Raw genomic sequence first — 13,062 nt, forward strand, 5'->3', positions numbered from 1 at the left:
TAGGAACCCAGCCAGTGAATGACAGCGCCGCGTCGATTGATCTGACTGCCGCGTCGGCGGCCGTCGTTTCGCATCCGGCGCCGGAGGTCGCGCCGCAGGGCGAGGCGGACGGTGCGGTGGCACGCATCCGGACGTCGATCGACATCGAGTCGTCCACTGCCGTGCTGTCGTTCGGCGACGATGCGATGCGCGAGCTCGGTGCGTATTCGGATCGGATTCTGGCCGACGTGAAGGGCAAGGACATCGGCGAGGCGGGGGCGCTGCTGTCGAATCTCCAGGAGCAGATTCGCTCGCTCGATCCGGAATCGCTGCAGAAGCAGGGTTTCGTCGCGCGGATGCTGGGCACGGCGCAACGGGCGGTCGAACGTTTCGTGCGCCGCTACGAGGACGTGGCCGGCCAGATCAACGAAGTGGCGCTGAAGCTCGAGATGTGGCGCGAGGCGATGCGCCGCGACATCGCGATGCTGGACGACATGCATGCGAACGGCGTCCAGTACGTGAAGAATCTGGACACCTACATCGCGGCGGGCGAGCAGTACGTCGCCGATTTCCGGCAAAGCCGGCTGCCGGAGTTGCAGGCGGCGCTGGCCGGCCTGTCGGAGGACCAGCTCGCGCTGCAGCAGGAGCGGATTCAGGATCTGGTGCGCAACATCGATCGGCTCGAGCGCAAGGTGCATGACCTGAAGCTCGCGCGGATGGTGGGGCTGCAGCGCCTGCCGCAGATCCGCATCGTGCAGAACGGCGATGCGCTGCTGATGGACAAGATCCACACGGCGATCAATACGGCGATCCCCGCGTGGAAGTCGCAGTTCGTCACCGCACTCGCGCTCGAGCGGCAGAAGCAGGCGTACGAGACGCAGCAGGCCGTGGTCGACATGACCAACGAACTGCTGCGCAAGAATGCCGAGCAGTTGCACCAGAGCGCGACCTCGATCGAGCAGGCCAGCCAGCGCAGCGTGATCGACATCGAGTCGGTGCGCCAGGCGAACGAGCTGTTGTTGCGCACGGTCGGCGACGTGATGGAGATCCAGGCGGAGGGCCGCAAGAATCGCGCGGCGGTCGAGGTCGAGCTGAAGAAGCTCGAGACCGATCTGCGGACGTCGCTCGCGCGCCAGGCGGAGGCCGGCTGATGGCGCGCCGGGGCGGCCGCCTGCGATTGCCCGAGGCACGGCCGAAAGGCGGCCTCAGGCTGTTCGCGCGAGCGTCGTGGATGAGCCTGTGGCAGTGCTGCGCGGGATATGCCGCTGCGTTCGGAGGAACGGCGCTCGGGATGGGCGTGGCGTCGCTGCTCGCTCACACGGGCCTGGTCGGCAGGTTGCAGGAGTTTGACAGCCACGCGCGATTCGCGGACTTCGGTCCGTGGGTCATCCTGCTCGTGACGGCCGGAATGGGGATCTCGCTCTTTCTGGTGCTGGCGGTGACGGGATTGGCGTTGCGCCAGTTGTACCTGTTGCCGCGCCTGCACGTTTCGGTCGGGGTGTTGACTGCGTTTGCGTATTTTCTGCCGACGGTGCGGCTGAACGTGGGATGGATCGTATTGCCGGGCGCGCTGCTGGCCTGGTGGATGCGGCGCGCGTTGGCGCGCCCCGATCCAGTCCGGATCGAGTGGCTGTTGTACAAGTATTACCACGGCTTTCCGGTGCTGCAGGACTGGATCGGCAATGCCATCGTGGCCACGTGGGTGTCGGCGGCCGGGCCGCAGCCGTCGCGACAGCCCGCGTCGAAGCGGGCAGCCGCGCCGGCGGGCAAGCCGGCACTCGCGTCGAGCCTCTTCGACGGCTACCTGTCCGAGATGCGCGCGATGCTGCCGCGGCTCGCCGGCACGATGGTGGAGGACGAATGGAGCAGGCTGATCGAGGTCAGCGAGCGCATTTACGAGATGGCGGGTAACGAGCCGGACAAGTACAGCTCGCTGAACCACTTTCTCGCGTCGCAACTGCCGAACGCGATCAAGCTCGGCGGGTACTTCGTCACGCTCGGTAAATTGACCGAATCGGATCCGACCCGGGCGCCGCGCATGCTCGAGATCGAAACGAGCCTTCAGGGATTGTTCACGCAATTCGAGAAGGTGCATAACCAGACGGTGGAGAGTGACCTGGCGGGACTCGAGGTGACGCTCCAGCTCTTGCAGGAAGATTTGCAGCAGGCAGAGCAGCGGCAGGCGTACACGCCTGTCGCTGTCAAGTCGGCGGCCGGCGAGCCGGTACGCGACATGCAGCATTAACGTTTATTTATTGATTGACAGAGCCATGCCAAAACGCACAGACATCAACAGCATCCTCATCATCGGCGCCGGCCCGATCATCATCGGCCAGGCGTGCGAGTTCGACTACTCGGGCGCGCAGGCATGCAAGGCGCTGCGTGAGGAGGGTTACAAGGTCATCCTCGTCAACAGCAATCCGGCGACGATCATGACCGATCCGAACACGGCCGACGTCACCTACATCGAGCCGATCACCTGGGAAGTCGTCGAGCGCATCATCGCCAAGGAGCGCCCGGACGCGATCCTGCCGACGATGGGCGGCCAGACCGCGCTGAACTGCGCGCTCGACCTGCACCACCATGGCGTGCTGGAGAAGTATCAGGTCGAGCTGATCGGCGCTTCGCCCGAGGCGATCGACAAGGCCGAGGACCGCCAGAAGTTCAAGGAAGCGATGACCAAGATCGGTCTCGGCTCGGCCAAGTCCGGCATCGCGCACTCGATGGAAGAGGCGCTCAAGGTGCAGGCCGAGATCGCGGCGGCCACGGGCGGCAGCGGCTACCCGACGGTGATCCGCCCGTCGTTCACGCTGGGCGGTTCGGGCGGCGGCATCGCCTACAACCGCGAGGAGTTCGAGGAAATCTGCAAGCGCGGTCTCGATCTCTCGCCCACCCGCGAGCTGCTGATCGAGGAATCGCTGCTCGGCTGGAAGGAGTACGAGATGGAAGTGGTTCGCGACCGCGCGGACAACTGCATCATCGTCTGCTCGATCGAGAACCTCGACCCGATGGGCGTCCACACCGGCGACTCGATCACGGTCGCGCCGGCCCAGACGCTGACCGACAAGGAATACCAGATCCTGCGTAACGCGTCGCTCGCGGTGCTGCGCGAGATCGGCGTCGACACCGGCGGCTCGAACGTGCAGTTCTCGATCAACCCGAAGGACGGCCGGATGGTCGTGATCGAGATGAACCCGCGCGTGTCGCGTTCGTCGGCGCTGGCCTCGAAGGCCACCGGCTTCCCGATCGCGAAGGTCGCGGCGAAGCTGGCCGTCGGCTACACGCTCGACGAACTGAAGAACGAGATCACGGGCGGCCAGACGCCGGCCTCGTTCGAGCCGACCATCGACTACGTCGTCACGAAGATCCCGCGCTTCGCGTTCGAGAAATTCCGCGAGGCCGATTCGCGCCTGACCACGCAGATGAAGTCGGTCGGCGAGGTGATGGCGATCGGCCGTACCTTCCAGGAGTCGTTCCAGAAGGCGCTGCGCGGCCTCGAAGTCGGCGTGGACGGCCTCGACGAGAAGACCACCGACCGCGACGAGATCGTCCGCGAGATCGGCGAACCGGGCCCGGACCGAATCTGGTACGTCGGCGACGCGTTCCGCGTCGGCCTGAGCGCCGAACAGATCTTCGAGGAAACCTCGATCGACCCGTGGTTCCTCGCGCAGATCGAGCAGATCATCCTGAAGGAGAAGGCGCTCGGCGGCCGCACGCTGGCGAGCCTGTCGAAGGACGAGCTCTACTTCCTGAAGCAGAGCGGCTTCTCGGACCGGCGTCTGGCGAAGCTGGTCGGCGCGAGCGCGGCCGAAGTGCGTGCGCGCCGTCTGGAACTGAACGTGCGCCCGGTCTACAAGCGCGTGGACACCTGCGCGGCCGAGTTCGCCACCAAGACCGCCTACATGTACTCGACCTACGAGGAAGAGTGCGAGGCGCAGCCGACCACCAACAAGAAGATCATGGTGCTGGGCGGCGGCCCGAACCGGATCGGCCAGGGCATCGAGTTCGACTACTGCTGCGTGCATGCCGCGCTCGCGATGCGCGAGGACGGCTATGAAACCATCATGGTCAACTGCAACCCGGAAACGGTCTCGACCGACTACGACACGTCCGACCGCCTCTACTTCGAGCCGCTCACGCTCGAGGACGTGCTTGAAGTGGTCGACAAGGAAAAGCCGGTCGGCGTGATCGTGCAGTACGGCGGCCAGACGCCGCTCAAGCTCGCGCTCGACCTGGAAGCCGCGGGCGTGCCGATCGTCGGCACCTCGCCGGACATGATCGACGCCGCGGAGGATCGCGAGCGCTTCCAGAAGCTGCTGCAGGAGCTGGGCCTGCGCCAGCCGCCGAACCGCACCGCGCGCGCCGAGAGCGAGGCGCTGGCGCTGGCCGACGAGATCGGCTATCCGCTGGTGGTGCGTCCGTCCTACGTGCTGGGCGGACGCGCGATGGAGATCGTCCACGAGCCGCGCGACCTCGAACGCTACATGCGCGAGGCCGTGAAGGTGTCGAACGACTCGCCGGTGCTGCTCGACCGCTTCCTCAACGACGCGATCGAATGCGACGTGGACTGCATCTGCGACGGCGAGGCCGTGTTCATCGGCGGCGTGATGGAGCACATCGAGCAGGCGGGCGTCCACTCGGGCGATTCGGCCTGTTCGCTGCCGCCGTACTCGCTGTCGAAGGAAACCGTCGCCGAGCTCAAGCGCCAGACCGGCGCGATGGCGCGCGCGCTGAACGTGGTCGGCCTGATGAACGTGCAGTTCGCGATCCAGCAGGTGCCGCAGGACGACGGTTCGAAGCAGGACGTGATCTACGTGCTCGAAGTGAACCCGCGCGCCTCGCGCACGGTGCCCTACGTGTCGAAGGCCACCAGCCTGCCGCTGGCGAAGATCGCCGCGCGCGCGATGGTCGGCCAGAAGCTGGCCGGGCAGGGCGTGACGAAGGAAATCGATCCGCCGTACTACAGCGTCAAGGAAGCGGTGTTCCCGTTCGTGAAGTTCCCGACCGTCGATCCGGTGCTCGGACCGGAGATGCGTTCGACGGGCGAGGTGATGGGCGTGGGCCGCACGTTCGGCGAGGCGCTGTTCAAGTCGCAGCTCGCGGCCGGCTCGCGCCTGCCGGAGTCGGGCACGGTGCTGCTGACCGTGATGGACGCCGACAAGCCGAAGGCGGTCGAGGTCGCGCGCATGCTGCACGAGCTCGGTTATCCGATCGTCGCCACGCGCGGCACGGCCGCCGCGATCGAGGCGGCCGGCGTGCCGGTGAAGGTCGTCAACAAGGTCAAGGACGGCCGCCCGCACATCGTCGACATGATCAAGAACGGCGAGATCGCGCTGGTGTTCACGACGGTCGACGAGACGCGCACGGCGATCGCCGACTCGCGTTCGATCCGCATGAGTGCGCAGGCGCAGAAGGTCACGTACTACACGACCATGTCGGGCGCGCGCGCGGCGGTCGAGGGCCTGCGCTACCTGAAGGACCTCGAAGTCTATGATTTACAAGGTCTTCACGGTCGCCTAAACTAAGCCGTCGGGTTCAGTCCCGGGCAACACAGGCCGCGATTAAGCGGCGTTTCCGGTTCGCCGGAAATGCGCTTAATCGCGGTGATTTTTTTTATGCCGCATTTTTGTTATTGAGCCGTTTATGAGCACCATTCCATTGACCAAGCGCGGCGCCGAACAGCTGCGCGAAGAGTTGCAGCGCCTGAAGTCGATCGAGCGTCCGGCCGTGATCAATGCGATCGCCGAAGCGCGTGCGCAGGGCGATCTTTCCGAAAACGCCGAGTACGACGCCGCCAAGGAAAAGCAGGGCTTCATCGAGGGGCGGATCGCCGAGCTCGAATCGAAGCTGTCGGCGGCCCAGATCATCGACCCGTCCGCACTCGACGCCGAAGGCCGCGTCGTGTTCGCGGCCACCGTCGAACTCGAGGATCTCGCCTCGGGCGACACCGTCAAATACCAGATCGTCGGCGACGACGAAGCCGATATCGACCACGGTCTGATTTCAGTCAGCTCGCCGATCGCGCGCGCGCTGATCGGCAAATCGGAAGGCGACGTCGCGGCCGTCCAGGCGCCGAGCGGCGTGCGCGAGTACGAGATCATCTCGGTCAGCTACGTCTGAAGCCGGGAGTGACGCCGATGCGCAGTTCCCTCCGGTTGTTCCGTTTTCTCGCGACCGTCTGGGTCGGCAGCCTGCTGACGATCGGTTACGCGGTCGCACCGGTGCTGTTCACGGCGCTCGATCGGGCCGCCGCGGGTGAAGTGGCGGCGCGCCTGTTCCGGATCGAGGGCTGGATCGGTGTGGTGTGTGGCGTGTTGATGCTGGTCGCGGCGAACGCGCGCGTCCGCGACGGCGATGCGGCATATCGCCGCCTTCGCTTAATCGTGGCCGTGATGCTGGCGTGCGTGATCGTGGGATATTTCGCGATCGAGCCGTTCATGAACGCACTGCGCGTGGCCGCGCAGGAGGCGGGTACCGACGTCGGCCATTCCGCCTACGCGGGCCGCTTCGGCATGCTGCACGGCGTGTCGAGCCTGTTCTATCTGATCGAAAGCCTGTTCGGGCTCTGGCTCGTCTGGATCCTGCCCGGGGCGGGCGAGGTGCGCGCCGCGCGCGTCTGAGCGCCCGCGGCGGAGCCGGCGGGCGCTCATCGGGCGCCGAAGCCGGCCGGGTTCCCTTATTTGTCGTTCTGGAACGGGCGCTTCGCGCTCTGCTGACGCTTTTTCGCGCGCTTCACGGTGCCGCCCGCCGTCACGCGCTCGTTGCCGCGCACGACGACCTTGGTGGCCCGCGGCTTGCGCACCGGGCTCGCGTCGGGCGAATGCTTGACCACCTTGACCACGCGCGGCGCGCGACCCTTGGCGGTTTCCGGTTCGCCGGCGGGCAGGCGCTTCGCGGCCTCGCGCGCGCTCGGCACGCCGCGCGCGCCACGCTTCGGGGCCGGCTCGACCTGCTCGGGGCGCCAGATCACGAGCAGCTTGCCGATGTGCTGGATCGGCGCCGCGCCGAGGCGCTCGCAGATTTCCTCGTAGATCGCGATGCGGGCGTCGCGCTCGTCGCCGAACACGCGGATCTTGATCAGCTGGTGGGCGGCCAGGTGGACCTTGATCTCGGCCAGCACGGCGTCGGTCAGGCCTTCGGCGCCGATGAGCACGACGGGCTTCAGCGCATGGGCTTGCGAACGCAGTGCAGAGCGCTCGGCGGGGGAAAGCGAAAGGGCAGGCATCGGAACTCTGGAATCTCTAGGACGGCGCGCGCCGGACGGGCGCGCGCGAAAACCACGTAAAATCGCGGCTGGCACGCTGTCGAGGCGTCCGCCGCGCGAATAAGACGCGTATTATCCGCCAAAAGCCCGGGCTGACGAAGCCATTGCGCAACCGGCGCAGGAATCGCCCGTTTTCACGGCCCGTTTTGTGGCCTTTTGGCTGAATTTTTCCTTCCGCATGGCAAAGAATCGCTTCAACCAGTCGTGGCTGCACGACCATATCAACGACCCCTACGTCAAAATGGCGCAGCGGGAAGGCTACCGCGCTCGCGCGGCGTACAAGCTGAAGGAAATCGACGAGCAGGACAAGCTGATCCGGCCGGGCCAGGTGATCGTCGACCTCGGCGCGGCGCCTGGCAGCTGGAGCCAGTACGCACGCAACAAGCTCGCGCTGGGCAAGAATCGCGACGCACAGCGCGAGGGCGGGATCGACGGCATGATCGTTGCGCTCGACATGCTGCCGATGGAGCCGGTGGCCGACGTCCACTTCATCCAGGGCGACTTCCGCGAGGACGCGGTGCTGCACCAGCTCGAAGCGTTGCTCGATGGCCGCGTGGTCGACCTTGTAATTTCCGACATGGCACCCAACCTGTCGGGCGTGGCGTCGGCGGATGCGGCGCGGATCGAGCATGTTTGCGATCTGGCGCTCGAATTCTCGCAAAACCATCTGAAACCGGATGGCGCCCTTTTAGTAAAGTGCTTTCACGGCAGCGGTTACAGCCAGATTGTCGAAAAGTTCAAGCATCAGTTCCGTACGGTCGCCCCGCGCAAGCCGAAGGCCTCGCGCGACAAGTCGTCGGAGACGTTTATTTTGGGCCGGCACCTGAAGCATCCGCGCTGAAGCGGATGCGGCGGCCGCCGCAGACCGGCCGGAGCCTTGCCGGCCGTAGGGTTTGACTATCGCAGCGTTTGGCGAACCTTATGGCGACGGGCTTCGGACTGGATTAGAATGCCTCAGGAGCGCTGCAAGTAGAATGTAGGCGCTCGTCTATGAGTGAAGGAGTGGTGCTTTGAACAACAATATGTTCTCGAAGGCGGCAGTGTGGCTCGTGATCGCACTGGTGCTGTTTACAGTGTTCAAGCAGTTCGACAAGCCCCGCGTCCAGGAAGGTGTGTCGTATTCGCAGTTCATGGACGACGCGAAGAACGGCAAGGTCAAGAACGTCATCGTGCAGGGGCGTAACCTCACCGTCACTCCCGCCGAAGGCCAGAAATACCAGATCGTGTCTCCCGGCGACATCTGGATGGTCGGTGACCTGATGAAGTACGGCGTCCAGGTGAGCGGCAAGGCCGACGACGAACCGAACGCGCTGGTCTCCGCGCTGTACTACCTCGGGCCGACGCTGCTCATCATCGTGTTCTGGTTCTACATGATGAGACAGATGCAGGGCGGCGGCAAAGGCGGCGCGTTCTCGTTCGGGAAATCGCGCGCGCGGCTCATCGACGAGAACAACAACGCGGTGAACTTCGCGGACGTCGCCGGCTGCGACGAAGCCAAGGAAGAAGTCTCCGAACTCGTCGATTTCCTGCGTGATCCCCAGAAATTCCAGAAGCTCGGCGGGCGCATTCCGCGCGGTGTGCTGCTGGTCGGCCCGCCGGGGACCGGCAAGACGCTGCTCGCCCGCGCGATCGCCGGCGAGGCGAAGGTGCCGTTCTTCAGCATTTCGGGTTCGGACTTCGTCGAAATGTTCGTCGGCGTGGGCGCGGCCCGCGTGCGCGACATGTTCGAACAGGCCAAGAAGCATGCGCCCTGCATCGTGTTCATCGACGAAATCGACGCGGTCGGCCGCCATCGCGGCGCCGGCATGGGCGGCGGCAACGACGAGCGCGAGCAGACGCTGAACCAGATGCTCGTCGAGATGGACGGCTTCGAGGCGAACTCGGGTGTGATCGTGATCGCCGCGACGAACCGTTCCGACGTGCTCGACAAGGCGCTGCTGCGTCCGGGCCGTTTCGACCGCCAGGTCTACGTCGGCCTGCCCGACATCCGTGGCCGCGAGCAGATCATGCGCGTCCACCTGCGCAAGGTGCCGATCTCGAACGACGTCGACGCGGCGGTGCTCGCCCGCGGTACGCCGGGCTTCTCGGGCGCCGATCTCGCGAACCTCGTCAACGAGGCGGCGCTGTTCGCGGCACGCCGTGGCAAGCGCATCGTCGAGATGCAGGATTTCGAGGACGCCAAGGACAAGATCTTCATGGGTCCGGAGCGCAAGTCGGCCGTGATCCGCGAAGAGGCGAAGCGCGCCACGGCGTACCACGAAGCCGGCCACGCCGTGATTGCGAAGCTGCTGCCGAAGGCCGATCCGGTCCACAAGGTCACGATCATCCCGCGCGGTCGCGCGCTCGGCGTGACCTGGCAGCTGCCGGAGCATGACAACGAGACGTACTCGAAGGACTACCTGCTCGATCGCCTCGCGATCCTGTTCGGTGGCCGCGTGGCCGAGGAACTGTTCATGAACCTGGTGAGCACCGGCGCCTCGGACGACTTCAACAAGGCGACGCAGACGGCGCGCGCGATGGTGACGCGCTTTGGCATGACCGACGCGCTCGGGCCGATGGTCTACGCCGACGACGAGAACGACGGCGGCCCGTTTGGCAAGGGCTTCACGCGCGCGATCTCGGAAGCGACGCAGCAGAAGGTCGATGCGGAAATCCGCCGCGTGATCGACGATCAATACCGCCTCGCTCGCCGCCTGCTCGACGAGAACCGCGACAAGGTCGAGGCGATGACCGCCGCGCTGATGGAGTGGGAAACGATCGACGCCGACCAGATCAACGACATCATGGCCGGCCGGCCGCCGCGTTCGCCGAAGAGCAGCGGCAACGTGCCGCCGGCGAGCGATCCGTCGGGCGGTGCAGGCGCCGAGGTCAAGCCGGGCAACGCGACGGCGCCGGCTTGATGTAGTCTTGTAACGAGATCGAGTTGACGGGCTGGTGTGAATCACACCAGCCCGTTTTGTTTCCGGCTTGCCCCAGATTTTCGCTGACGTGTCGATTTTCCCCGATCATTGTATTCCCGCGCCGCTGCAATGCGGCCGCTTCACGCTGACGTTCGAGCGCCCGCTCGTGATGGGCATCCTCAACGTCACTCCCGACTCGTTTTCCGACGGTGGCCGCTACGTGGCCCGCGACGCCGCGCTGCGTCAGGCCGAGCGCATGCTCGCCGACGGCGCCGACCTGATCGACATCGGCGGCGAGTCGACGCGGCCCGGCGCGCCGCCCGTGCCGCTCGACGAGGAACTCGCGCGCGTGGTTCCGATCGTCGAGGCGCTGCAGGCGATGAACGTGCCGCTGTCGATCGACACCTACAAGCCCGACGTGATGCGCGCCACGCTCGCGGCCGGCGCCGACCTGATCAACGACATCCGGGGCTTTCGCCAGCCCGGCGCGATCGAAGCGGTGAGCGGCGCGAACTGCGGGCTTTGCGCGATGCACATGCTCGGCGAGCCGCAGACGATGCAGCTTGGTGAGCCCGCTTACCGTGACGTGGTGGCCGAGGTGCGCGACTTTCTCGCGGACCGCGCGGCCGCGCTCGTGTCGGCCGGCATCGCGCCGCAGCGGATCAGCGTCGATCCCGGTTTCGGTTTCGGCAAGGCCACGGTCGAACACAACTACGCGCTGCTCGCGAGGCTGCACGACACCGCGCCGGCGCGCCCGGACGGCGCGCGCTACCCGATTCTCGCCGGCATGTCGCGCAAGTCGATGCTCGGCGCGCTGATCGACCGGCCGGCGGCCGAACGCGTCGCCGCGAGCGTGGCGGCGGCGGTCTGCGCGGCCGAACGCGGCGCGGCCATCATTCGCGTCCACGACGTGGCGCCGACGGTCGACGCGCTGAAGATCTGGGGCGCCGTGCGGGCCGCGGCGCAACACGCATAGCAACGGACGGACAGACAAGGAGGAATCGATCCATGGGACGTCGTTATTTCGGTACGGACGGGATTCGCGGCGAGGTCGGCGTGGCGCCGATCACCCCCGATTTCGTATTGCGGCTCGGCTACGCGGCCGGCAAGGTGCTCGCGCACGCGAACGTGCGCGGCACGTCGGGACGCCCGACGGTACTGATCGGCAAGGACACGCGCGTCTCGGGCTACATGCTCGAGGCCGCGCTCGAGGCCGGCTTCTCGGCGGCCGGCGTCGACGTGATGCTGGCTGGCCCGATGCCGACGCCGGGCGTGGCCTACCTGACGCGCGCGCTGCGGCTCGCGGCCGGCGTGGTGATCAGCGCATCGCACAATCCCTATCACGACAACGGCATCAAGTTCTTCTCGGCCGACGGCAACAAGCTGCCCGACGAGACCGAGGAGGAGATCGAGGCGTGGCTCGACAAGCCGCTCGCCTGCGAGGCGTCCGACGGCCTCGGCAAGGCGCGCCGGCTCGACGACGCGAACGGCCGCTACATCGAGTTCTGCAAGAGCACGTTCCCGGCCGCGTTCGACCTGCGCGGGCTCAAGCTCGTGATCGACTGCGCGCACGGCGCGGCCTACCAGATCGCGCCGCACGTGTTCCATGAACTCGGGGCCGACGTCGTGCCGATCGGCGTGAAGCCTAACGGCTTCAACATCAACGACAAGGTCGGCGCGACGGCGCCCGAGGCGCTGATCGCGGCGGTCAAGGAGCAGGGCGGCGACCTCGGCATCGCGCTCGACGGCGACGCGGACCGGCTGCTCGTGGTCGACGGCGACGGGCGGCTCTACAACGGCGACGAGCTGCTCTACGTGCTCGTGAAGGATCGGCTCGAAACCAGCGGCAAGGTTCACGGCGCGGTCGGCACGCTGATGACGAACCTCGCGGTCGAAGTGGCGCTGCAGAAGCTCGGCGTGCCGTTCGTGCGCGCGGCGGTCGGCGACCGCTACGTGCTGGAACAGCTGCGCGAGCGCGGCTGGCTGCTCGGCGCGGAGGGCTCGGGCCACATTCTCTCGCTCGACCGGCATTCGACCGGCGACGGCATCGTCTCGGCGCTGCTCGTGCTGGCGGCGATGAAGCGCAGCGGCAAGACGCTCGCGCAGATGCTCGAGGGCGTGGCGCTGTTCCCGCAGACGCTGATCAACGTGCGCATGAAGGCCGGCGCGAACTGGAAGGACGACACCACGATCCAGACCGCGATCGGCGCGGCCGAGCGCGAACTCGGTGAGAGCGGGCGCGTGCTGATCCGTGCCTCGGGCACCGAGCCGGTGCTGCGCGTGATGGTGGAGGCGCGCGACGCGGCCGACGCGCAGCGTCACGCCGAGGCGATCGCCGGCGCGGTGCGGCTGGCGACGGCCTGAACGGCGCCGCGGCGGGGCAGGGCAAGCCGGTTCGGGGCGAGGCGCCGGGAGCGCCTGGCGCCCGCGCGTCGCGGACCGGCTCAGGCCGGCGCATCGCCGGCCCGCGCTGAACGGACGCTGAAGGGCGCGCAGAAACCTGCCGTCTCGGGGCGCTTCGCCGCTCGTTTTCGCTACGTCGATTCGGCGCGCAGGATTACCCTGGTCGCCGGTCGCCGGTCGCCGGTCGCGTTCGACTCGCCCGCCAGCCGCTTCGCCGCCGGTGAACCGGTGCGATGGGATGCGCTCCGTGCCGGCGCCCGCCATTGTCACTTCCGCGGCATGTCGGCGTACCGTGTTGTCACAAACAGGCGCGTCGAAGCCGCCGCGAGCATCGCGATTTCCCGATTTTCCTTAGCGGATCGCATGCCGTGCCGCACTTTTCCGACTGGAGCGCTCAAGTATCGATGCCTGCGATTCGCCGGGCGAAATCGTTTGCGTGCTGGAAAACCTGCCATTTTGTGACATTTCTCCTAATCTGGATGAGCATCGCCGCCTGCGGCGGGACACGGTGACCAC

The 13,062-nt window shown here is 66.6% G+C and carries 10 protein-coding genes; 9 read left to right on the forward strand and 1 reads right to left on the reverse strand.

Annotated elements, in window-relative coordinates; all coding sequences use genetic code 11:
* Positions 1 to 14: 14 nt before the first annotated feature.
* The 5 genes from bpln_RS06050 to bpln_RS06070 all read left to right on the forward strand — a co-directional run bounded on the left by bpln_RS06050 (position 15) and on the right by bpln_RS06070 (position 6,599).
* Complete coding sequence (locus tag bpln_RS06050; protein ID WP_052498270.1) at positions 15 to 1,130, forward strand: toxic anion resistance protein; 1,116 nt, start codon at positions 15 to 17, stop codon at positions 1,128 to 1,130.
* An 80-nt stretch (positions 1,131 to 1,210) separates the two neighbouring features.
* Complete coding sequence (locus tag bpln_RS06055) at positions 1,211 to 2,224, forward strand: 5-bromo-4-chloroindolyl phosphate hydrolysis family protein (RefSeq protein ID WP_055138322.1); 1,014 nt, start codon at positions 1,211 to 1,213, stop codon at positions 2,222 to 2,224.
* Between the two features lie 25 nt (positions 2,225 to 2,249).
* Positions 2,250 to 5,504 (forward strand): carbamoyl-phosphate synthase large subunit, encoded by a 3,255-nt coding sequence (gene carB, locus bpln_RS06060; protein ID WP_042624426.1) that lies wholly within the window; start codon positions 2,250 to 2,252, stop codon positions 5,502 to 5,504.
* 118 nt (positions 5,505 to 5,622) lie between these two features.
* The gene (greA, locus tag bpln_RS06065; protein WP_042624427.1) at positions 5,623 to 6,099 is read left to right on the forward strand and encodes a transcription elongation factor GreA; all 477 of its coding nucleotides are present in this window, start codon (positions 5,623 to 5,625) and stop codon (positions 6,097 to 6,099) included.
* Between the two features lie 17 nt (positions 6,100 to 6,116).
* Positions 6,117 to 6,599 (forward strand): DUF4149 domain-containing protein, encoded by a 483-nt coding sequence (locus bpln_RS06070; protein ID WP_042626481.1) that lies wholly within the window; start codon positions 6,117 to 6,119, stop codon positions 6,597 to 6,599.
* Positions 6,600 to 6,655: 56 nt separating this feature from the next.
* Here the strand turns inward: bpln_RS06070 and bpln_RS06075 are convergent, their stop codons facing one another.
* Positions 6,656 to 7,204 (reverse strand): YhbY family RNA-binding protein, encoded by a 549-nt coding sequence (locus bpln_RS06075; protein ID WP_055138323.1) that lies wholly within the window; start codon positions 7,202 to 7,204, stop codon positions 6,656 to 6,658.
* Between the two features lie 217 nt (positions 7,205 to 7,421).
* Between bpln_RS06075 and bpln_RS06080 the strand changes: the two genes are divergently transcribed.
* From bpln_RS06080 to glmM, 4 genes are all read left to right on the forward strand, one after another.
* Positions 7,422 to 8,084 (forward strand): RlmE family RNA methyltransferase, encoded by a 663-nt coding sequence (locus bpln_RS06080; RefSeq protein ID WP_012735198.1) that lies wholly within the window; start codon positions 7,422 to 7,424, stop codon positions 8,082 to 8,084.
* Positions 8,085 to 8,253: 169 nt separating this feature from the next.
* A complete protein-coding gene (gene ftsH, locus bpln_RS06085) occupies positions 8,254 to 10,143 on the forward strand; it encodes an ATP-dependent zinc metalloprotease FtsH (protein ID WP_042624429.1) in 1,890 nt (629 codons plus the stop codon).
* A gap of 169 nt (positions 10,144 to 10,312) precedes the next feature.
* Positions 10,313 to 11,119, forward strand: a complete 807-nt coding sequence (gene folP / locus bpln_RS06090; protein WP_420807359.1) for a dihydropteroate synthase — start codon at positions 10,313 to 10,315, stop codon at positions 11,117 to 11,119.
* A gap of 32 nt (positions 11,120 to 11,151) precedes the next feature.
* Positions 11,152 to 12,507 carry a phosphoglucosamine mutase gene (glmM, locus tag bpln_RS06095; protein ID WP_055138324.1) on the forward strand — a complete coding sequence of 452 codons (1,356 nt, stop codon included), beginning with the start codon at positions 11,152 to 11,154 and terminating at the stop codon, positions 12,505 to 12,507.
* Positions 12,508 to 13,062: the final 555 nt, after the last annotated feature.

Origin of the sequence: Burkholderia plantarii (genome assembly GCF_001411805.1) — a bacterium.
Lineage (GTDB): Bacteria > Pseudomonadota > Gammaproteobacteria > Burkholderiales > Burkholderiaceae > Burkholderia > Burkholderia plantarii.

Excerpts from the sequence above, each read along its gene's own strand:
- greA (WP_042624427.1), top strand. The coding sequence starts at position 5,623 with ATGAGCACCATTCCATTGACCAAGCGCGGCGCCGAACAGCTGCGCGAA.
- glmM (WP_055138324.1), top strand. The coding sequence starts at position 11,152 with ATGGGACGTCGTTATTTCGGTACGGACGGGATTCGCGGCGAGGTCGGC.
- bpln_RS06070 (WP_042626481.1), top strand. The coding sequence starts at position 6,117 with ATGCGCAGTTCCCTCCGGTTGTTCCGTTTTCTCGCGACCGTCTGGGTC.
- bpln_RS06055 (WP_055138322.1), top strand. The coding sequence starts at position 1,211 with ATGAGCCTGTGGCAGTGCTGCGCGGGATATGCCGCTGCGTTCGGAGGA.
- bpln_RS06080 (WP_012735198.1), top strand. The coding sequence starts at position 7,422 with ATGGCAAAGAATCGCTTCAACCAGTCGTGGCTGCACGACCATATCAAC.
- folP (WP_420807359.1), top strand. The coding sequence starts at position 10,313 with ATGGGCATCCTCAACGTCACTCCCGACTCGTTTTCCGACGGTGGCCGC.
- bpln_RS06075 (WP_055138323.1), bottom strand. The coding sequence starts at position 7,204 with ATGCCTGCCCTTTCGCTTTCCCCCGCCGAGCGCTCTGCACTGCGTTCG.
- carB (WP_042624426.1), top strand. The coding sequence starts at position 2,250 with ATGCCAAAACGCACAGACATCAACAGCATCCTCATCATCGGCGCCGGC.